Annotated in this window: 18 protein-coding genes; 14 read left to right on the top strand and 4 right to left on the bottom strand. The window is 65.3% G+C overall.

The genetic code is table 11. The features are described 5' to 3' along the window. Nucleotides 1-183: 183 nt before the first annotated feature. Entirely contained in the window at nucleotides 184-1197 is a 1014-nt protein-coding gene (locus tag ACFPOB_RS21740) for an ABC-three component system protein (RefSeq protein ID WP_377800481.1), read from the bottom strand. Nucleotides 1198-1411: 214 nt separating this feature from the next. On the opposite strand from ACFPOB_RS21740, the gene ACFPOB_RS21735 reads away from it, so the two are divergent. Continuing rightward, the gene (locus ACFPOB_RS21735; RefSeq protein ID WP_377800480.1) at nucleotides 1412-1648 is read left to right on the top strand and encodes a hypothetical protein; all 237 of its coding nucleotides are present in this window, start codon (nucleotides 1412-1414) and stop codon (nucleotides 1646-1648) included. Between the two features lie 662 nt (nucleotides 1649-2310). On the opposite strand, the gene ACFPOB_RS21730 is transcribed toward ACFPOB_RS21735, so the two are convergent. After that, on the bottom strand, nucleotides 2311-2667 hold the full coding sequence (locus tag ACFPOB_RS21730) for a hypothetical protein (protein WP_377800479.1): 357 nt from the start codon (nucleotides 2665-2667) through the stop codon (nucleotides 2311-2313). A 274-nt stretch (nucleotides 2668-2941) separates the two neighbouring features. Here ACFPOB_RS21730 and ACFPOB_RS21725 point away from each other — a divergent pair, with 274 nt between their 5' ends. The 4 genes from ACFPOB_RS21725 (at nucleotide 2942) to ACFPOB_RS21710 (ending at nucleotide 7052) form a co-directional block, all read left to right on the top strand. Further along, nucleotides 2942-3400, top strand: coding sequence for a hypothetical protein (locus tag ACFPOB_RS21725; protein WP_377800478.1), 459 nt, complete (start codon nucleotides 2942-2944; stop codon nucleotides 3398-3400). 12 nt (nucleotides 3401-3412) lie between these two features. Further along, nucleotides 3413-4816 carry an exonuclease domain-containing protein gene (locus ACFPOB_RS21720; protein ID WP_377800477.1) on the top strand — a complete coding sequence of 468 codons (1404 nt, stop codon included), beginning with the start codon at nucleotides 3413-3415 and terminating at the stop codon, nucleotides 4814-4816. Nucleotides 4817-4931: 115 nt separating this feature from the next. Further along, complete coding sequence (locus tag ACFPOB_RS21715) at nucleotides 4932-5933, top strand: hypothetical protein (protein WP_377800476.1); 1002 nt, start codon at nucleotides 4932-4934, stop codon at nucleotides 5931-5933. A gap of 117 nt (nucleotides 5934-6050) precedes the next feature. Continuing rightward, nucleotides 6051-7052, top strand: a complete 1002-nt coding sequence (locus tag ACFPOB_RS21710) for a hypothetical protein (RefSeq protein WP_377800475.1) — start codon at nucleotides 6051-6053, stop codon at nucleotides 7050-7052. 114 nt (nucleotides 7053-7166) lie between these two features. Here ACFPOB_RS21710 and ACFPOB_RS21705 read toward each other — a convergent pair whose 3' ends face one another. Beyond that, nucleotides 7167-8147, bottom strand: a complete 981-nt coding sequence (locus ACFPOB_RS21705) for a hypothetical protein (RefSeq protein WP_377800474.1) — start codon at nucleotides 8145-8147, stop codon at nucleotides 7167-7169. Between the two features lie 47 nt (nucleotides 8148-8194). Next, a complete protein-coding gene (locus ACFPOB_RS21700) occupies nucleotides 8195-9655 on the bottom strand; it encodes a hypothetical protein (RefSeq protein WP_377800473.1) in 1461 nt (486 codons plus the stop codon). A 212-nt stretch (nucleotides 9656-9867) separates the two neighbouring features. Here ACFPOB_RS21700 and ACFPOB_RS21695 point away from each other — a divergent pair, with 212 nt between their 5' ends. The 9 genes from ACFPOB_RS21695 to ACFPOB_RS21655 all read left to right on the top strand — a co-directional run bounded on the left by ACFPOB_RS21695 (nucleotide 9868) and on the right by ACFPOB_RS21655 (nucleotide 19394). Further along, nucleotides 9868-10101, top strand: coding sequence for a helix-turn-helix domain-containing protein (locus ACFPOB_RS21695; RefSeq protein WP_377800472.1), 234 nt, complete (start codon nucleotides 9868-9870; stop codon nucleotides 10099-10101). Between the two features lie 71 nt (nucleotides 10102-10172). Next, the gene (locus ACFPOB_RS21690) at nucleotides 10173-10400 is read left to right on the top strand and encodes a helix-turn-helix domain-containing protein (RefSeq protein WP_377800471.1); all 228 of its coding nucleotides are present in this window, start codon (nucleotides 10173-10175) and stop codon (nucleotides 10398-10400) included. A gap of 161 nt (nucleotides 10401-10561) precedes the next feature. Further along, nucleotides 10562-11506, top strand: coding sequence for a hypothetical protein (locus tag ACFPOB_RS21685; protein ID WP_377800470.1), 945 nt, complete (start codon nucleotides 10562-10564; stop codon nucleotides 11504-11506). A gap of 129 nt (nucleotides 11507-11635) precedes the next feature. Beyond that, nucleotides 11636-12577 carry a hypothetical protein gene (locus ACFPOB_RS21680; protein WP_377800469.1) on the top strand — a complete coding sequence of 314 codons (942 nt, stop codon included), beginning with the start codon at nucleotides 11636-11638 and terminating at the stop codon, nucleotides 12575-12577. 20 nt (nucleotides 12578-12597) lie between these two features. Then, on the top strand, nucleotides 12598-13791 hold the full coding sequence (locus ACFPOB_RS21675; RefSeq protein WP_377800468.1) for an AAA family ATPase: 1194 nt from the start codon (nucleotides 12598-12600) through the stop codon (nucleotides 13789-13791). Between the two features lie 56 nt (nucleotides 13792-13847). Further along, nucleotides 13848-14705: a hypothetical protein gene (locus tag ACFPOB_RS21670; RefSeq protein WP_377800467.1), complete on the top strand. Its 858-nt coding sequence runs from the start codon at nucleotides 13848-13850 to the stop codon at nucleotides 14703-14705. Nucleotides 14706-14786: 81 nt separating this feature from the next. Then, a complete protein-coding gene (locus tag ACFPOB_RS21665) occupies nucleotides 14787-15371 on the top strand; it encodes an RraA family protein (RefSeq protein ID WP_377800466.1) in 585 nt (194 codons plus the stop codon). A 99-nt stretch (nucleotides 15372-15470) separates the two neighbouring features. After that, complete coding sequence (locus ACFPOB_RS21660; RefSeq protein WP_377800465.1) at nucleotides 15471-17294, top strand: hypothetical protein; 1824 nt, start codon at nucleotides 15471-15473, stop codon at nucleotides 17292-17294. 405 nt (nucleotides 17295-17699) lie between these two features. Continuing rightward, nucleotides 17700-19394, top strand: a complete 1695-nt coding sequence (locus ACFPOB_RS21655) for a recombinase family protein (protein ID WP_377800464.1) — start codon at nucleotides 17700-17702, stop codon at nucleotides 19392-19394. Nucleotides 19395-19502: the final 108 nt, after the last annotated feature.

Here is a 19502-nt window from a genome sequence, read left to right as displayed (position 1 = left end):
CACCATCGCCTCCGCGACGGCCTTCCTCTACGCAGCCGCCGCCATGGTTCTTATCCGCCGCATCGCGCGAGCGTCATGAGTTCCGGGACGGACTCTGAGGCGCAAAAGCGTCGAGAATCAGCAGAGCCCGCACACCGGCTTCGAGCGGCGTGTTGAACAGTTGGGGCTGGGCAATGGGAAGGCTCAGGCCCACGGCATGCGTCCGACATTCGCGAAGTGGTGGCACGCGCCCTGTTTGACGCTGGGGGTCACGCGATTATGCCGACCAAGCGCGCCGGTAACCTGGGCGGTGGAGGCCACTCCCATGATCTGCGTAAGCCTCTCGTAAAGGGGCGCCGTGCCCAGCGCGTGATATCGATCAATCACGGTCTCATGCACGTCCTCGTCGACATTGTCGATCTGGCCGGCCGGCAGATTGTCGCGAAAATGGCGTCGAAACGCCTGACGTTCGAGATACCGTCGACGGGCATTGACGATCTGGGGACCGTAGGTCGCGTCGGCAATGACCTCCGCGTAGCTATTGAAAGGTGTATCCCTGGCGGCGGCGAACACCGTCATAAGCTGGGTCACATAAGCAGACTCTTCGTCAGCGACATTCTCCGGCACGTCGGCGACCCGCACCCGAGGAGCCTCGCCCGGATCAATGTCGAGATGCTCATGCAGGACGGCTCGCATCTGCGGCTTCTCCACCAGTTCGCTGGCCTTCCAGAGCTCGACATTCTCGAACGTGTAAGCGCTGATCACCGTCCTGAGTGCCGGGGTCAGCGGGCACGGCGTCGTCGTTATGCCGTTTAGGCAATAGGTGTCCCAATTCTCGATCAGGAAGTCTGCGATGAGCGACGGTCGGTCTATCATCTTTTTGACGTCCCTGACCGCCGAATTGGGGCAGACGAATACGTAACTGGTGGGCAGCGTGAACTCGCCCTGGGCGGCGTAAAAGAAGATCTTGCCAAGCTCGGTTGCGAATTCGGCCTTGCCCAAGGGCGCCTTCAGGTGCTTGCACTGGTAGTTGTGCCAGTCACCGTCGTACCGGCGGGCCGAGAGAAAGCCGACGGCATCGCGCCCCATATCCGCAGACGCGGTTGGACGCTCAAACCCGCAGTAGGTGTCCGCCACTTTTGCGAGCCACTTCTTAACCAGGTCTTCGAGCTCGCTGTCAGTTAGATTCAGGATCTGGCGATCTTCGTTGAATGCCATCGTGCGCTATTCCCCCTTCGCGCTAGCCTCAGACCTGACGACGGGCGTTGCCTGCCAACCCCGCCGATTTCCCTGATAGTGCCGCCGATCACCGCACACCACCATGCGGTATAGCGAACTGCCATTTCCACGCAATTGTCCGATACTTCCGTGCCCAAGCCGGCAGCGCGGCAGCTTTCGACCTAATACTTGCCGTTCGCCGCAGTGAAAGCGGATGTCTGCTCTCAGCGAGAGTGGCCGCGCTGTCGGCCGCATCCGCGACCTCTTCACCGAAGATTGGGGCGGCTGTTTCGAGGATGCCGTGTTGCTCAACCGGCTTTTCGTCGGAAAGCTAGAAGACATCACCGCCGTGCTGCAGGCGACAGAAGGATGGAAGTGGATCGCCGTCTATGCGCCTTCATGCTCGGCGTGGAGGTGGCGCGCTGGGCCCATGTCTCCGGCACTGGCCTGATCGGCGCGGGCTTGGTCGGGCTGGTGGCAGGCGCTGTCGCCTATGGTCGGCTGATCGTCCTGTTCATTGCGGTGCGCCTCCGAACCGAACTGCCCGTAATCAGACGTTCCCGGCGTCGGCTAAGGGCCAGCCTCGGCCGTCGCGGCGTCGCGGCGTCGCCGGAATTTGATTAGGCGAAACCGGATGGCCCAGACGTCGGCTAGGCGTCAACTCTCTGATTGTTCAATTGCAGCCGCCGCCGCGCTCCAGTGGTAATCTCTTGCGGGAGCCGGCCCCCTCGCCGCCTCTCATCCGAGGATCGCGATCCCGTGCGACGGTACGACTGCCCAGGTGCTTCTGGTTGCCTTTAAAGGCGCCGAGAAGCCGCCACAGCATTCGAGGCTCACAGTCAATCGCTCTATCGAGGCGTACCGCCGCAGGTCCGTAGACGGGGAAACCCTTGGAACTTCGCCGCAAGGCGTCGAGGGGCGCGACGTGAGCGGCGATGCCTTAGCATCAGATCGATGGGCTCATCATCAATCGAAGGCTACGAGGACCGCGGAGCTCGTTGAACCGTCCATCGCGCGGATCGGCGGAGACTCAATCTGGTTGTGAATGGCGCCTTGGAGGAGATCGATCTGAGCCCGCTGCGAGCGATGTACGACCTCGTCCAGGCGAAGCTCTCAGCAGATTTCGCTCTCATCCTCGATATCGTCGGTTTCTTCATCGGCGGCGCGCTTCGCTTCGTCGATAGCCTCGGCGAGATCGTCGGTCAGCCTTTCGATCAGGCTGTCCATTTCTAGAAGATCTGCTTCCCCGACCTCCAAACCGACGATCTCTTCGGCGTACTCATCGTTCGTGAGCTCGCGGACGCAGTACGCGAACCGCTCGTCATCAGCGATGATGCTCAGCTTACGAAGAAGGCGACGACATTGCTCAGCCTCAGAAACCGTCCCCGTCGCGTAGCAGACGACATCGTGGCCATCACCATTGCCCCAGACCACCGAGTAGGTACCCTTAGCGGAAGTCTCATCGACCATTTAGCAAACTCCTATTCACAAGGCGGCTCTCATCGGCGCCGTAATTAACCGACCTTTCATGACCGACCTTGGCGTCCGCCGTCTTGATGTTCCCAGATTCCGACCTGCGCGCTCGTCGTAGAAGAATTAACGGCGCGGCTGGAATGCACAGCGCGCCTTGGAACCTAAAACATCCGGCAAATCGGAAGGGAGATCGGAACCCATTTTCGGGAACCCCCGCGAACCTGAGCCGACAAAGCCGTTCCGGGTCATGAGAGCCCGGACGGATATTGGGATGAAGAGTGAGAATGAGGGCGGCGACACCGCCCGGACCGAGGCGCGACCGAGCGCGGACCATCTGGCGCGCTACCAGCGCAGCTACCGTATGACGACGGATCGGCCGGCACGCTTCTACTGGCTCTGGCAGGAGGCGATGGCGCATGCGCTGCTGCTGGAGCAGCAGCCGGAGCGCAGCTATCCGCAGCACGGCGACCTGACAGGTTTGCAACTGGCGGAAGGGGCGCGCGCGACCGCCCGCTTCTTCGCTTTCCTGTTGGCCGAAGCGCCGGCGCGGGAGACCGAGCACTTCGAGGCCAAGATCATGGTCTACGAGGCGATGGTCTTCGACGAGGATGAGTTCCGCCGTTCGCGCACCCCCTGGATGGTCGAGGCCGCGATGCAGCAGGATGCGCACGAACTCGGTATCAACCTGACCAAGGTGGCGGTGACGCCCGGCACCGAGAGCCGGCACTGAGGACGCGGCCCCATGTTCGTGATCTACGATCTCGAGACCACCGGTCTCGAACCGCAATGGAACGTGCCGCTCCAGGTTGCCTTCCTTCACACCGATGAGAACCTCGCTTGCCTTGGCGAGTTCTCGCTGCGCTGCCGCTTGCCGGGTCATATCGTGCCGTCGCCCGGCGCGCTGATGACCACCGGCATCCGGCCCGAGCAGCTCGAACAGGCGCCGCTCTCCTCGACCGAGATGCTCTGCGTCATCGCCAAGGCCCTGGAGTCCTGGGCGCCGGCGACCATCATCGGCTACAACACGATCAGGTATGACGAGGAGATCCTCCGGCACGCCTTCTTTACCCATCTGCTGCCGCCATACGGCACGCAGCTGAACGGCCACCGCCGCGCCGATCTCCTGACCATGGTCAGGGCGGTAGCGATGCTGGAGCCGAACGTGATCTCGATACCGCTGAACACCATGGGCAAGCCGAGCTTCAAGCTCGGTGAGGTCTGTCGGGTCAATGGTATCGCCCTGTCCGAGGAGGCGGCCCATGATGCCCTCGCCGACGCGAAGGCGACGCTCGCCCTGTTCCGGCATCTGCGCGAGGTCGCGCCTATAACTGTCGCAACCCTGCTGAGCCTCGCCGACAAGGCGGTCGCGAACCGCAGGCTCGCCGGCGGCGAGGTTCTCTTGCTCGGCGGCTCGTCGCGATTGGCGCCGGTCGTCGGCGTGACGCCGAACCCGACCGTCGCAACGTCCTGGGCGGCGGCCGATCTCACGATCGATCCGGCGAGCTATCTCGATCTCGCGGCAGACGAGATCGGCAAGCTCATCTTCAGCTCAGGCCCCCGTCCGATCCGGATGATCAAGACCAATGTCCAGCCGATCCTGCTCGCATACGAGCAGGGCTGCCACGCCCTGTCGCCCGAGCATCGCGATAGCCAGCTCTACCACGAGCGCGGGGCCCGCATCCGGAGTCATGCCGGTTTTCGGGCGAACCTTACGGCCGCCCTGGCGAACCGCTTCGCCGATCGCGAGCCGTCGCCGCACCATGAGGCGACGCTCTATTCCGGCGGGTTCATCTCGAACGACGATGCCCGTGCCTGTGTCCGCTGGCATGGCTCGCCCTGGGCGGACCGCCCCGCGATCGCGGCCGGTTTCAGCGACGAGCGGCTCAAGGCCTTTGCCAACCGGCTGAGCCTGCTGGAGGCGCCGCAATCGCTCTCGCCGGCAGCGTGGCGCAAAGGCCAGTCCTGGCTGCGCGATCGGCTGACGACCGAAGCCGATGTCCCCTGGCTGACTGTGCCGAAGGCGCTCGGCGAGGTAACGACCTTGCGTCAGACGCTCCCGCCCGAAGACATCGGCGGCCACGCCCATCTCGATGCGATCGAGCGCTGGCTGTCTGCGCGCAATGAGTTCTTCAGGCTCGCAGCCTGAGGCGACGAGACAGCGATGATGACGAAGGCGCCGGCGACGGCGCCTTCTTCGATTCCAGAGATCGGAGGGCAGGCGCAGCCGGGATGGCTGTAACCCCACTGAGAAAGTTCCCGAGATGACGAAGACCAATCAGGATCGCGGCCTCGCGCCGCTGGTCAGCGATGGACAGGATGGAGGCGGCGGCGGGCTCGGTGCGATCCGCGACCCGCTTGCCGGGTTGGCCGATGCGCTCGGCGACGATCCCTCGCTCGCCGAGCTGATCGCCTTCCGCGACGGCGCGCCTGACCTCACGCTCTTCGCCCGTGAGGCGAAGCGCTGCGACGACGAGGCGGCACGGCTGCCCTATGGCCGCGAACAGACCCATGAGGTTCAGATGGCACGGGTTGGGCTCAAGATCGTGGCTTTGAGCTGCACCGCGATGGTCGCGATCTGGCCAGTCGACACGATCGGGGATGCCGACGCCAAGCGGGCACTGGCCCGCGAGACCCGGCTGCATGGCGACGACACCGACTATGGAATCGCGCCGATGCTGTCGGTCGAGGATGCCGACCGCCTCAGGCTGCACCGGGCCGCCTTCGCTGTCGGCGAGCTCATCGTACCGCCCGGCCCGGTCGCTCCCTCCATTGCGTATCGCGGTCTGGCCAGCTGGCCGCTATCGCGCTTCGACCTCGTCGATGCGGTGCCGCTCGCCGGAGGCGATGCATCGCTCGCCAGCGCGCAGATCGCGCGCTGGGCCGGGTTCGTCGACGCCTATCCCACGCTCTCCGATCTGGTCGATCGCTTCGCGCGGCTGATCGCGACGGCTGACCGTCTGATGGTCGTAGCCGACACGACGAGTGATGATCCCCGTCTCCTGCGCCGCGCGGCCGAGGGCGCCCGCATCCTCGCCTATCTCGCGGCGGCACGGGCCGCGATCTGGCCGGCGATGCGCTACTCGGCCGATGCCGAGGCGAAGCTCAGGCTGGTCGCGCTCGTCAATGAGCGGGCCTCGCGACCGGATCCGCTACACATGCAGGCGGCGATCCGTCATGTCGTCTCGCAGGCGAACTGGATCGCGAAGGGGTTCAGGCTCGGCGCGACGCTCGAACTGGACGCGGACTGGATCCCGATCGTCTGAGCCACGGCACGACCAGCACAGCAGATGACGGAGGCGTCCTGATCGGACGCCTCTTTCGATTCCGGGAGCGGGGGGAAACGCGACCAGATGGTCGTAACCCCAATGAAAGGTCCCGACATGACCAAGAAACATCAGGATGGCGGGCGCTCGCTCGCCCCGCGCACCGGTGGGCCGGTGGATGAGCCGAACGACACCGCGCTCCACGATCCGATCGCGCTCGTAACGCGTGTGATCGCGAGGGACGATCCCAGCGTCGATGAGCTCGTGGCCTTCCGGCTTCAGCCGATCGACCTGAAGGCGGCGGCGCGCCATGCCAAGGCCCTCCAGAACGAGGAGTTCCGTCTCAGACGTAGCAAGGAGCTGGGCGACGACCAATACGACTTCGCCTGCGCCGGCCTGCAGATCATGGCCCTCAGCCTCGTCGCGTTGGTCGCGACCTGGCCGGCCGACGATCTCGACCAGGCCGAGGCGAAACTCGCACTCGCCGAGCAGACCGGGGCCCGGCATCATCGTCACGAGAAGGACTACGTCTCGTCGATGGAGGCGTCCCACGCACGGCGCTTGCGCTGGAAGCGCGCGGCCTTCGCCGTGCCCGAGCTGATGCTGCCACCGGCTCCCACCTCGCCGCAGGGCGACAGCCGTGGGCTCGCAGCCTGGCCGCTCGCGCGTTGGGATCTCATCGCCGGCCTGCCGCTGCGTGGCGGACCGCCGGCCTTCGCCCACACGCAGATCGGCAACTGGGTCGGCTTCGCCACGGCCGCGCCCGATCTCGAGCATCTGCTGGCTCGCGCGCGCAAGATGTTCGAGACCTGCGACCGCCTGGTCTCGCTGGCGCAGCGCGGCCCCGAGAACGCCAGCGAGCTGATGGTTGCGGCGGAAGGGGCGCGGATCGCCGGCTACCTGGCGGCAGCGCAGGTCATGATCTGGCCGGTGCACAACCGGTCGGCGCTCGCGACCAAGAAAGAGATCGTCGCGCTGGTCAACCTGCGCGGCGAGATCGGTGATCCCGTCCACATGCTGGCTGCGATCAGGCACGTCGCCGCCGACGCCGCGTGGATCAAGTCGCTGCCGGTCGATGCCCGCGACGATCTCGTCTTCGGCTGGAGCGAGCTCGTCTGAAAGACGGGCAACCGGCATGATCACCACAAGGCAGCGCCTTCATCGACGCTGCCTTTCCTATTGCATGTGTTCCGCCGACTGGCCGTTGTCGCGCAGTTGGTGATGTCGTCGCCTTCAGCGCGATCGCGCAGACCGGCATCGGGCGCTAGCATCAGCAAGCGTGGCGCGGTAGCCCGGCATACCCTCGGTCACCAGATCGTCGATGCGCCAGCCGCCTGGCGCTGGGATCAACACAACGCGCGTGCGCGAGACCACTTTAGGAGCCTCCGCTTGCGCGGCGGTGACCATGATCGTCCGCCGATCGACCGCATTCCGGCCCGCTTCGACGTCGTAGCGCATTCGGGTTGGACCGCCGGCGCCCTGCGCGCCGCCGAGGCGCGGATCGCCGTCATAGATCGGGCAGCGCCGCGACAGGGGCATCGCTTCACGGACAACCTTCGCGAGACCAGGGGAGTGCGTGGCGCTCGCCGCAGCGCTCCCGCCGAAGATCGCCGCATAGTCTTCTCCCGCCTCGTAGAGCCGTTTGACGAGCTGAAGCGCTCCATCCGGTTGAGGCTGTGATTGAACTGACGTGGCGCCAAAGCCCGTCCGCTGGATCGCCACAGGGCCGATCCCGTTCGCTCCCAGCGGTATCTCGTAGCGGCGTCGGCCGGTCGGATTGCTGCGAGAATCATCCGGCCGCAGATAGTTGGTGGCGTAGGTGATTCGCCCGGGCTCGAAGACGACGTCGCTGACGCTGTCGCCCACGAGATCGATCTGGCCGAACAGGCGAAATCCCGAGCCATTCTCCGCGACGAACACCAGCCCCTTGGCCTCGACGGCATTGCCGGTCGGATCGGATTGCCAGCGCACGGAGACGAAGGCCCATCTGCGATCCCTATGCGTCGCGCCATAGTGGATATCGGCATTGAGCGCGTTGTCGGCGAGCGCGCAGCGGGTCGGCTTAAACTCCGTGCTGATGCAGTCTTGCGTCCTGGCGGTCAGCGCCGCGCTAACCTCCGCTGCCGCAGCTCCCCGTGCAACGCCAAGCGCGCCCCGCGGATCAGCGAAGTGCTCGGTCGCCTCGGCTGCGGCTTGGCCGATGCCAGCCAGCATGCAAACCGGCACCGCCAGAGCACTGATGAAGAAGAGGGGAGAGCGCATCATGATGCGCTCTCCAGCCAGCGCAGCTTGGCGTCGCGGCAGGCAAAGGTGGTCAGGCTGCTGCCGCTCATCAGGTCGGCGAGCGTCACGACGGCGCCGGTCGCGAAGCCGAGCCCCCGGACGACCGGCGTCGGATCGTTGCGGTCGAGCGTCGTCGCCAGGCAGCCGAGCAGATCCGAGGTGGTGGTCAGCGGGATCCTGCCTTCGAGGTCACCGATCGCCCAGATCTCGACGCCCCCCTCGCGGGTCACCTTGCGCAGCTTCATGGTTGCCGAGGCACCGCCCCGTGCCGGCCCGATCGTGATCGAGGGCGAGCCGAACCAGGAGATGTTGGCCGTGACGGCAAAGCCGTCGATCGCGGCGGCGCACACCACGGCGTTGTAGTCGACGGGGCCGAGGCTGCCATTGGCGCGCGGCACTCCCATCAGCTTCGGCCCGCCGAGCGTCTCGATGCCCGCCTTGTCGAGCGCGCTCTTGCAGGCGCGCTGCACAAAGGCGGCTTCCGTGCTCTTGCAGGACGTACCGATGGCACGCATCCCGTCATCCTGGCTGGAGAACAGCGTCTTCGACCAGACCTCGTTGCAGGCCTGGCGGGCCGTGCGGATCAGCTTGTCCGCGACGGTCTTGCGGCCATAGGCTTCCTCAAGCTTCTCGACGATCTCATCGGTGACCTGACGACGGATCGGCAGTACGGCAGCCTCGTAGCGTTCCTTCATGCTGCTGGCCAAGGCGGGATCGCCGATGCGCAGGTCGGGCATTGGCAGCCATTTGGCCGCGACCATCGCCTCCAGCGTCCGGTCGGTGCGTTCGGCCGCTGCGATCGCGGCCTGGATGCGAGCCTCGGCCGCCTTGGCCAGCACCGCGTCGGCCCGAGCCGTGCAGCCGGCGATGACGGCATTGATCAGGTCATCCGGATAGAAGCTGCGCAGCGGCCACCAGTTGTCCTGTGCGCCATAACCCGTGCACCATCCCTTCGCAGTGCTGATCGGCTCTTTCGCGGCCCAAGTCGCAATCCAGGCGAGCATGCCGGTGACGATCGCGTCCTTGTTCGCCAGAAGATGCGCATTCACGGTATTCCAGCAGCCGATGGTCAGGCCACGCGCCGCACGCGTGCGGCCGTCGACCTGCGCCGCGTTGGTGTCCAGCAACGGCGGTCCGGCCGAGTACCAGGGCCCGAGCAGCTCGGAACAGACAGTCGCAGCTTTCGGGATCGCCGGGCGCGACAGATCGAGAAACCCGATCACGCGCGCAACCTCGCCCGACAGCCGGGTGGCTTGGGCAGGTGTGTCGGCACCGCGCTCGCCGCCGAGCTGCTGGAGACGCTGCTGCAACGCCTTGCCCTGGGACGCGGAGCCGTCGTCCCGAAAGCGCAGGCCGGCGTCCGGGAAGGCTGACGACGCTGTTGCCACCAGGCAAAGGCTCGCGGCGGTCAGGAAGCGGGACAGGAGTTGCCGGGTCATGTGGATCTATCCTCGCGTGCCGCTGTTCGGCCGATATAAATATAGGCCTATAGACATCTGATTTAACCGCCGCTGAATCCGGCGTCGCGCGATGCTCGTGCACCGACCGAAAGACGAGTCAGGTTTAATAATGGGTCTAATTACCGTAGATAAATCGACCTTGCTGCGGTCGACATCGGCGGGTGGACGCGCGCGAACTCCTTGCCTGGAACATGAGACGGCTGCGGGTCGAGCGCGGCCTGTCGCAGGAGAAGCTGGCGCTCGATAGCAGCATCGACCGGACCTATGTCAGCCGGCTCGAGCGGCGGATCGAGAATCCCTCCATCGCCATCGTCGAGAAATTGGCGCTGACGCTCGGCGTGCCGATCGCGCAGATGTTTGCCGAGCCGAAGCAGCACGAAACCGCGCCACAGCCGCTGCGCGCCGGACGCAAGCCGAGGGGCTGACTGGCAGCGCGCCGTCACCCATGAAAGGCGGAAGGAAAAGGGAGCTCCCGATCCGCAAGGAAGGGAACCCCATGAACTCATTTGAACCACCGAAGGCTGCCGAACTCCTCGCTCGCAATCTGCGCCGACTGCGCGAGGAGCGCGGCCTGACCATCGATAATCTCAGCCGCGCGACCGTCATCGTTGCGTCTCGGCTTGCCGCGATCGAGACGGCGACCGCTCAGGCTCACCTCGACGAGGTGAGCGTCCTCGCAGTCGGGCTCGGCGTGCGCATAGCTACGCTATTCGCGACCGAGTAAGGCCGGAGCGCCTGACAGTCGCTCCGATCCAGCAGACCCAGGGCAGCGCCTTCACGGGCGCTGCCCTTTCGAGTCTTGGGGCCGCAAAGCGGCGGGTCGGCTGGAGAGAGGAGGAGTTCGACGGAACGACACCGTCACCCCTATGGATTGAAGGAACAGCCATGAAGACCACCGCCCGCCGCGACGAGCTGCTCAGCACCATCGTCATCGACAGCAGCCGGTATCCCGTCATCGACGATCTCGCGGCGCTCGAGCGCCTCGTCCCCGAGGCCCCGAGCCAGGCTGAAAGCCTCGCCATCTTCCGCCACCAGCTGCCGAGTTTGCTGGAACTCCGCGGCCGGGGCCAGGCTCACACCGAGCAGGTTCGCCGGCTGATCGGGCTGCTCGCGCGCGAGAAGGATCAGGTCGAGACCTGGATCGACATCGCCAACGCGCTCACGGTCCTGACCAACGCGTCGAACCTCGCGCTGCTCCTGCTGCCAGCCCGCAACGAGGACGATGTCTGGGCGCGCGAGCAGTTCGGCCGCAACCTGCTCCGTCACGCCCGTCAGCACGCCGACGGCGAGGAGATCGCGCTGGCGCGTCGCGCCGTGGGTGAGCTGCCGTCCAAGCCAGCGCATCTGACGCTACCGACCGGCATCGCCGAGGTCACCGAGATGATCGAGACGATGGCGCGTCGGGTCGGCGCGCTGCAGCCGAAGCCGGAGGTGGTCGCGCCCGGCGCTCCGAGCAGCCATTCGCTGGAGCAGGCCGACAGCCTGAAGGCCTACTTCGACGCGGCGTCGGATCTCGCCGGCCTGTTCGGTGGTGCCCAGAAGGTGCTGGCGCTGGTCGACAGTCTGCGCGGCATCGCAGAGCCGGATGTCATGACCGCCGATGCGATCGAAGGCGGGCTGATCCTGGCCTACGCCCGGCTGATCCGCGTCGCACTCTGGCCGGCACGCTACTACGATGACGTCTCCGCGAAAACCGCCGCGCGCGATCTCGTGCGCTCACGCGATGCCGATCCCGACCAGCTTGGCGCGCTCTGGGAGATCGCCTTCGGCCAGGGCGAGACGGTCGCCGGGCAGAGCAGTCGCTTCCTCAACGTCGGTGAGCACGACTGATAGCCGCGTCGCGGCATTCAGCTCGGACAGTCTGGAAGGCGCGTCTCCGCGGACGCGCCTTTCCTCATGGCGCGGATGGGGAGCTGGAGGGGCGCGCAGTCCGACCCCCAGGACAAAAGGTTCACGACCATGACGGATACCGCCGGTACCCTCCGCGATCTGACGCTCGCAACGACGAGGTTGCGTCCCATTCTCGACGAGCTCGCCCGGCTCGAGACGCAGCTTCCCGACATATCCGGTGATCAGAAGCGTCATGCCGCGCTGCTCGAGCGGCTCCCGCCGCTCCTCGACCTGCGCGGCCGGGCGCTGGTTCATGTGCAGCAGTACGAGCGCTTCCTCGTGCTCGCCGAGGCCGATCCCTGCGCCCTCAAGGACCGCGTCGACACCGGTAACGCGCTCGCAATCCTTGCGCATGCTGGGGAGATTGCGATGCTGCTCGTACCGCCGGACTCTCCCGAAGACGACTTCGCACGTGCCATGCTGGCAAAGGAGCGCGCCCGACAGTACCGCGCCGATGGCGACGGCCATCACGATCCAGCGCTGATGAAACGTGCGCTGCGGACGACCGTTCGGGCGGGCGGGATGCGGCTGGTGATCGGCGCGCGCATTCCGGTCGGCATGGAGATGGCGGCACGACGCTTCCGCGGGGAGGTCCTGCCGGAGCGGGACGAAAACGAGACCGGCCCCGGCGTCTACCACCTCGAAGACGCGCTTGCGCTGGAGACCTGGTTCAACGCGCCTCCGGATCTCACTGCCCTGCTCGACAATGCATGGCGCCTCTTCGCCGCCATCGACGCCTGGTCGGAGCCCGGGGAGCCCGGGCCGTCCTGGCATGCGGCCCGGCGCGGTGCTCTGATCCTCGCCTATGCAAGGCTCTGCCGCATCGGGCTGTGGCCGGCACGCAGCTCCGGCGACCTGGTCGCGAAGATGGAGGTAGAGCGGCTCGTCTCCGGACGCACCGCCGATCCCGATTTCATGCGCGCACTCGTCGAGATCGCGCTCGGCGTCGGCCGCCGTATCGCCCGGCAGGGACCGCCCTTCGTGACGGTTCTCGGCGGCGTCGAGCTGTGAGGCCGGTCATGAGCAGCGTGATGCCAACCACATCCGAGGACGAGGCCGAGTTCGTCCGGTCCTGGCGCGATCACGAGAATCGGGTCCTGCTCAGCCATCTGCGCCGGCAACGTGCCGACGGCCCTGAGCCTAAACACCACAAGCCCGCCCCTGAGCCGGCTTTGGCCGTTCCACCGAGTGGTCCCTCGATCGCAATCTTCGACAGGGCCGCGCTGCTCAAGCAGATTAGGATTGCCGGTGGCGACCCGTCTGCCGAGGACGAAGCACCCGTCGCCTCTGTCTCCAGCGACGAGCAGCCGCGGCTGGCGCAGTTGCGCGCGCTCGCCAACGTGGATCCGCTGCGCCGCCTCGTGGTCGCCGACGCCGGCATGCGCGAGCGCCTCGCCCGATTGCGCGAGGAATGCCCCGGCTTCAGCGGAGTCATCGCCCTGGTCGAGCGAGCCGTCGCGCTCTCCGCCATCGCCGGTACCGGCATCGCCTTCCCGCCGCTCCTGCTCGTCGGCCCACCTGGGCTGGGCAAGACCCACTTCTCCTGCCGGCTCGCTGCTGCGCTCAGTGTCGAGCAGCATGCCTTCAGCTGTGCGACCAACTCCGACGCGCAGGCGCTTCTCATCGGTCACCCGCCAACCTGGCGCGGGGCGCGGATGGGTGTGCTGACCGAAGCGCTGCTCACCGGCGAGATTGGAAATCCCCTGATTGTCCTTGACGAGGTCGACAAGTTCGTCACGCACTCGAGCGAGAAGCCCTACAACAGCCTTCTCGCCGTGCTTGAGCCGGAAAACGCCCGCGCTCTCGTCGATGAGTATCTGCGCATCCCGTTCGACCTCTCGCGTTGCCTGATCATCGCCACGGCGAACGATCTCGATCTGCTACCGGCCTTCATCCAGGACCGGTTCCTCATCGTGATGGTGACACCACCTGATAGTGCCATGCTGCGCGCGATTGCGAGCCGCATCGCCGCCGACATCACCGCCGCGCACGGCAATGCCTTCGCCCAGCCAGACGAGACTGTCGTGGCGCGCCTCGCCCGCACCAACCCGCGCGGCATCCGCCGGCTCGTCATGCTAGCGCTCGGCTTCGCCGCAGCGGCCGGACGGCGTCATCTCATCGTCGCGGATATCGCTGCCGCGGAGGCCGTTGCCGACACGAAGAGCGCGAGGGAGCCGATCGGGTTCATCCGACCAAGGTGCAAGGACGAAGGGGAACGGGAGTGAGGGTGAGATGGGGAATGCCCCCCAGGGAGCCCGAGACGACAGAGAGAAAGAATCCAATGACAACCAGCTCCACGCCTGCCACCCGCTCGACACGCTCGATCGGTAGCCCGCTCCTCCCGCCAGGCTCGGCCGGTGCCGTCACCGAATGGTTCCCGACGCAATGGCCGAGGATCGGCGGCAAAGCGCTGCTACCCCTGGCCGACAACGCCTTCACCGGAGAGCGCTTCCGCGCGGCCTACCAGGCTGGCAAGCTCGTGTTCGTCTACGTCGCCGGATGTGGCGAGGATCACAGCATGCCGACCGTCGCGACCGGCTTGCTCGGCCTCGCGCGCCGCCTCAGGATGCCGATCCACAAGGTCTCGGTGACGGCGCAGGTCAATCTGCGCGACCGGTTCCGTGAGCTGAACGTCGACCACTACGGGGCGCTCACTACCAGCGGCGACGGATATCGCTGTTCCGATCTCGGCTACGATAACTGGATGGCGCAGCACATCCTGCCGAAGGGCAAACCGCTCACCGGCTCGCCGGTCGTGCTCGCCGAACGCTGCCTGGCGGTCAGGTTGCCGGCGAACCTCTCGATCCGCGAGTTCGACAAGCTCCTTCATGGCCGCATGCGCAACGCCGCGCTCAATCCCTGGCTTAAAAGTGGGGCCGGAAGTGCGCACTGCGACCTGCTCGGAATCGACCCTCGGGAAGCCATGCGCGCCACCGCCTACGGCTTCGGCGAGATCATGCGCGCGAGCGAGTCGCAGGAGTTCTACATCTTCCGGCCGAAGGGCTTTGATGCCGATCGCCTGATCCGCATCGCCGAGCGCATCATCCATGATCACGTCGTCGCGCCGAAGCGCCAGCCGACCGCAGGGTGGAAGTCGCGCGGGCAAGGGTTCGGCCAGGCCTTCTCGCGGCCCGTCTAGACGTCGTCAGGCCCGCGAACTTCTCCCAAGTCTCTGGGAACGCTGCGACCTCAATGTTCCCAGATTCGGGGCTGGCGGAATTTGGCAAGAGAGGAAGATTCGGGGGCCGCGCATCTGCCAAGCGAAAGGACCATCGTCATGCCCCAGCCCTCTCCGTTTGATGTCAAGCCCGCGACGACCCTCGAGCTCTGCGCGACGTTTGGGCCTTACGCGCGCAAGCTGCCGGCGCTGATTGACTTTACGGCCGCAAAACATTTCGCCGGGCCCGCCACCATCCTCAAAGTCAATACCGGGCGCGAGAGGCTGAACGCCGCGCTGCTCAAGAGCTGCGCCGAGCACGTCGTGATCGTCGACGCCCGCCATCTCGATCCAGAGGCGGTTGTCGGACCGGCCGAGGTCGCGAGTGCCATCGCGGGCAAGTGCCGAGCGCTTGTCGTCTTCGGCGTCGTCTATGACGTTGGTAAGCTCGACGGGGAGCGCGTCATGCCGGTTTACGCGCTCGACAATTCGCCTCGAGTCCTGCGGGCCGAGGGCGGCAGGATCGAGACTGTCTACCTCGACTGCGAAGCAGGCCTCATCACCAACGAGTTCTACATCACCTGCGACGCGGACGCGATCATCGCGGTGAACCGCGAGCAGATGCAGGCTCATTTTCCGGTGCCGTAGGCGCAAACCTCGACACCGAAGCAGATTGACGCCCAACAGCCCGGCTGAGACAATTCTGAGTAGTTGATTCGGCTAGTTCAGTTGCTTTGAGACGGTAAGATGCGCAGCGCCCCGGTTGAGGCGAGAAAGCTACAAGCTGAGTTCCGGCCGCTTTACCCGGTGTTCGACGAATGTCGCCGCGTCGACCGTGGGAAAGGTCAGATCATCAACGTTAGCTGGGTAGCTCGCAGCCTTCAAAGCGCGCTGAACAAAGGCCACAACGGCGATGAAATCCGCTGCGTTGTGGTCTCCGCGCGCGAGCTTCTTAAAAGCATGGGCCCTGGCGAGGTCGATGGCTATCGAACCTATGCAGCCCAACTCTCCACATATGACTGCAAGGAGCCGCTCATCGTTTTGCGCAAGGGCCGGGTCAGTCCAAAAGGGTTTGACCCTGATACCTGCGAGATTCTCAGTGGCAAGGCACGCGCAGTACGCGCCGGGAAAAAGAACATTTCACTTCCCGTCATCATCATCTCGCGGGCGCGTGCCCGACTTTGGGGAATGCCGCATTGGGCTCGAGGACTCGGCACAGGCAGCCCCTTGCCCATCCTGAGCAGGGGCAAGGAAGGGGTCCGCAAGCAGAGTAAGCATCAGTGTCGCTCAGGCTCCAAGACCCTGCCAGCGCGCGCAGTTATCGGAACCGATGGAAAGCCGCGGCAGTCTAGCCAGCCAGTTGTCAGCAAGAGGACAGAGGATGGGCGAGCCAGTGTCTCGGGCCGGGTGGCGCACCCGACTGCATGCGGGCTCGTGCTCTCGAGCGACTGCGGGGTGCGAGAGAAGGCACGTTGGATGCTTGCACTACGGAAGAAGGAGCCCCGAGGGCTCATCTGCGGTTTTCCGGAAAGGAATGCCCCAGGGCCGACGACGCCACGATACCACGAAATCTGCCTTCTGATCCTGGTCTCAAAGCTCCTGGCGTCACTCCGGAAAGACGTGCTTGCCAATGACGCCAAATGGTATGACGACTTCCGACTTCTACGCGATTGGAAGGAAACCGAACGCCATCGCAGCCTGCTGCGGGCACTGCTACGACGTCCGCTCGACGAAGCATCTCTCCAGTGTCCAGACGAGAAACGCATCGTCGATGATGAACTCCGCGACCTTGCGGGCCGGGCAAGGGCTGCCCTTGCAAATGCAGGGTCAGTCTGGAGCGCTCCCTTATCGGAACGGCTTTTGCTCTACGGAGCGACACACAAGCCGAATGCCGTGAAGGGACGTGAGAATCAGACGGTCCTGCGTCAACATCATCTCGATTTGCTGGATTGGACGCTGCGCGCCCTGTTTCGCGCCAAGCACTGGCGCATTGGGTGCAATTCAATCGAGCGCTTGGATACGCATGGCCACTTCCACAAGGCGGACGAGCATGATTCGACGACGGACATCTCTCCCATCGCGCGCATCAGCCACGAGACGGTGGGCTCGGCGCGTTTCCAGGCGCTGACCGATCTCGATCTTGAACCGCTGCTGATCCTGGCAATGCACGCGAGGTTTAATCCCTTCCTGGTCTGGCATGACCTGCGCTGGGCGGTGCCCCTGGGGCACTGGGCGATGGCGATCGCCGACCTCGATGCGGGGCGAGAGACGCACGTTACGGTCTGGATGGCTGAACTCTACGAGGAGCAGCGGCGCCGGAACTTCAAGCACAAGAACCACTTTACCGGCCCGGCGACCATGATAGTCCATTGGCTGCATTGGGTCTGCAGGGATGTTAAGAACTTCTCGAACGGCATTGCCGACATCTGCGAGCTTGTTATCGACGGCTTCCCAGAGCGGAGCGGGCGACTCTTGGAGATCGAACGTAGTCCGCAGGGCATCAAGACGGTTCGCTCTCAGCGCCTGATTTATCAGGAAGACTGGGCGCTTCAAGCGACGCTGTTCGCCTGACGGTGGCCAGCATATGTTCCCAGATTCAGCGCTACCGCCGCCTGCGAATATGGTGAACTTGGAAGGCCTCCACCTTGGAGGTTGCCATGCCCATCGGGCCGAAACGAGATCCGGTCAGCCCCGCTTCCCACCCCTCAGCCGGCGGCAGTGGCCCATCGGTCAAGGCCAACGCCGATGCCGATCGACGTCATGCACTATCGCGAGAGACCGACGACGCCATCTTTCAATTGGCTCGCTTGGTGGGCCGTCAGATCGCGCGCGAGCAGCATGAGGGTGAGGCCGGGGGATCGTCGACACCCCGACGGAAGAAGGCACCTTGAATGAGGCGGTGGCGATAGCGCTCTTGCCCAATTCCATGGGCGGCTTCATCCTGAGGTCCATCCCCCGCCCCAAGGAGTGCTGACGATGCGCGTCGCGATCTACGCCCGGTACTCTTCCGATAACCAGCGCGCGGCGTCGATCGAGGACCAGTTCCGGGTTTGCCGAGATCGGGCTGGGCGCGAGGGATGGGAAGTAGTCGGGACCTACAAGGATGCTGGGATCTCCGGCGCGAGCATGGTCCTGCGGCCGGGCATCCAGACGCTGCTGCAGGACGCGAAGGCCGGTCGCTTCGACGTCGTGCTGGCGGAGGCCTTGGATCGGATATCGCGTGATCAGGCCGACGTGGCGACGCTGTTCAAACACCTGAAATTCGCAGGCGTGCCGATCGTCACGCTGGCCGAGGGCCAGATCAACGAACTGCATGTCGGCCTCAAGGGCACGATGAACGCCCTCACCCTGAAGGACATCGCCGAGAAGACGCATCGCGGCATGAGCGGGCGCGTGGAGGCCGGCAAGTCCGGCGGCGGCCTGTGCTTCGGATACAAGGTCGTGAAGCAGTTCGACGCCCGCGGCGAGCCAATCCGGGGCGACCGGACCATCGACGCTCGCGAGGCCGAGGTCGTGCGACGCATCTTCCGAATGTTCGCCGCTGGCGTCGGTCCCCGTAGTATCGCTCGGTCACTGAACGAGGACGGCATTCCCGGTCCCGGGGGTGAGCCCTGGGGCGATACGACCATCCGCGGCCATGTGAAGCGCGGCACCGGCATCGTCAACAACGAGCTCTATATCGGCCGGCTGATCTGGAACCGGCTGCGCTACGTCAAGGATCCCTCGACGGGTAAGCGCGTCTCCCGGCTCAACCCGGAGACGGACTGGATCGTCAAAGACGTCCCCGACCTGCGCATCGTCGACGACGAACTGTGGCAAGCCGCCCGCGCCCGCCAGGATGAGATCGCCGAGAAGTTTGCGAAGGTCACGGAAGGCGTGCGCGAGCATCACCGACAGAACCGCCTCAACGGCGCGAGGCGGCCAAAATCGCTCTTGTCGGGCCTCATCACCTGCGGCTGCTGCGAGGGCCCCTATGCGCTGCGCGGCGCCGACCGTTTCGTCTGCTCGAACCATGTCGGCAAGGGGATCTGCGACAACAGCCGCACGATCCGCCGGGCCGACCTCGAGGGCCGTGTGCTCGCTGGGCTCAAGGACCGGATGATGGCGCCGCAGGTGGTCGAAGAGGCGATGCGCGCCTATGCGCAGGAGACCAACCGGCTGAACCGTGAGCGGCGTTCCAATGGCGACGCCTGGCGCACGGAACTGGCGAAGGTTGAGAAGCAGATCACTGGGATCGTCGAGGCGATCGCCGACGGCATGTATCACCCGTCGATGAAGCAGAAGATGACCGGGCTGGAAGCCCGCAAGGCCGAGTTGAGCGCCCTGCTCGCGGATGCCCCGGTGGATACGCCCGACCTCCTGCCGAGCGCGGCCAGCATCTATGCGAACAAGGTTGCAGCCCTGGCGGAGGCCTTGAACCATCCGGATGAGCGGCCTGAGGCGGCTGAAGCGCTGCGGATGCTGATCGAGAAGATCGTGCTGACACCGGGACCGGCGCGCGGCGAGATGTTCGCGACGCTCCACGGCGAACTGGCGACGATCCTGGACTGGACGGAGCGCCAAGCCCTTGGAAAGACGTCCAAAACGACCAAACCCGCCGCTGGAGCGACGGGTTTGTTGGAATCGGTGGTTGCGGGGGCCAGATTTGAACTGACGACCTTCAGGTTATGAGCCTGACGAGCTGGACACCCGCAAGAACCGGTTGATTTCTGGCGGTACGGTAGGGTCGGCGCGATTTCGGGATGATGCTGGGCCTCAGGCTGCCTGAGGGCCGTCATT

Origin of the sequence: Allobosea eneae (assembly GCF_042657265.1) — a bacterium.
Taxonomy (GTDB): Bacteria; Pseudomonadota; Alphaproteobacteria; order Rhizobiales; family Beijerinckiaceae; genus Allobosea; species Allobosea eneae.
Note: the sequence above shows the minus strand (reverse complement) of the source record. Positions and strands in the feature narration are given on the sequence as shown.

What these genes read in the sequence shown, in the direction of transcription:
- ACFPOB_RS21740 (WP_377800481.1), bottom strand. Translation starts at nt 1,197, where the DNA reads ATGGCATTCAACGAAGATCGCCAGATCCTGAATCTAACTGACAGCGAG.
- ACFPOB_RS21735 (WP_377800480.1), top strand. Translation starts at nt 1,412, where the DNA reads ATGTCTGCTCTCAGCGAGAGTGGCCGCGCTGTCGGCCGCATCCGCGAC.
- ACFPOB_RS21730 (WP_377800479.1), bottom strand. Translation starts at nt 2,667, where the DNA reads ATGGTCGATGAGACTTCCGCTAAGGGTACCTACTCGGTGGTCTGGGGC.
- ACFPOB_RS21725 (WP_377800478.1), top strand. Translation starts at nt 2,942, where the DNA reads ATGAAGAGTGAGAATGAGGGCGGCGACACCGCCCGGACCGAGGCGCGA.
- ACFPOB_RS21720 (WP_377800477.1), top strand. Translation starts at nt 3,413, where the DNA reads ATGTTCGTGATCTACGATCTCGAGACCACCGGTCTCGAACCGCAATGG.
- ACFPOB_RS21715 (WP_377800476.1), top strand. Translation starts at nt 4,932, where the DNA reads ATGACGAAGACCAATCAGGATCGCGGCCTCGCGCCGCTGGTCAGCGAT.
- ACFPOB_RS21710 (WP_377800475.1), top strand. Translation starts at nt 6,051, where the DNA reads ATGACCAAGAAACATCAGGATGGCGGGCGCTCGCTCGCCCCGCGCACC.
- ACFPOB_RS21705 (WP_377800474.1), bottom strand. Translation starts at nt 8,147, where the DNA reads ATGCTGGCTGGCATCGGCCAAGCCGCAGCCGAGGCGACCGAGCACTTC.
- ACFPOB_RS21700 (WP_377800473.1), bottom strand. Translation starts at nt 9,655, where the DNA reads ATGACCCGGCAACTCCTGTCCCGCTTCCTGACCGCCGCGAGCCTTTGC.
- ACFPOB_RS21695 (WP_377800472.1), top strand. Translation starts at nt 9,868, where the DNA reads ATGAGACGGCTGCGGGTCGAGCGCGGCCTGTCGCAGGAGAAGCTGGCG.
- ACFPOB_RS21690 (WP_377800471.1), top strand. Translation starts at nt 10,173, where the DNA reads ATGAACTCATTTGAACCACCGAAGGCTGCCGAACTCCTCGCTCGCAAT.
- ACFPOB_RS21685 (WP_377800470.1), top strand. Translation starts at nt 10,562, where the DNA reads ATGAAGACCACCGCCCGCCGCGACGAGCTGCTCAGCACCATCGTCATC.
- ACFPOB_RS21680 (WP_377800469.1), top strand. Translation starts at nt 11,636, where the DNA reads ATGACGGATACCGCCGGTACCCTCCGCGATCTGACGCTCGCAACGACG.
- ACFPOB_RS21675 (WP_377800468.1), top strand. Translation starts at nt 12,598, where the DNA reads ATGCCAACCACATCCGAGGACGAGGCCGAGTTCGTCCGGTCCTGGCGC.
- ACFPOB_RS21670 (WP_377800467.1), top strand. Translation starts at nt 13,848, where the DNA reads ATGACAACCAGCTCCACGCCTGCCACCCGCTCGACACGCTCGATCGGT.
- ACFPOB_RS21660 (WP_377800465.1), top strand. Translation starts at nt 15,471, where the DNA reads ATGCGCAGCGCCCCGGTTGAGGCGAGAAAGCTACAAGCTGAGTTCCGG.
- ACFPOB_RS21655 (WP_377800464.1), top strand. Translation starts at nt 17,700, where the DNA reads ATGCGCGTCGCGATCTACGCCCGGTACTCTTCCGATAACCAGCGCGCG.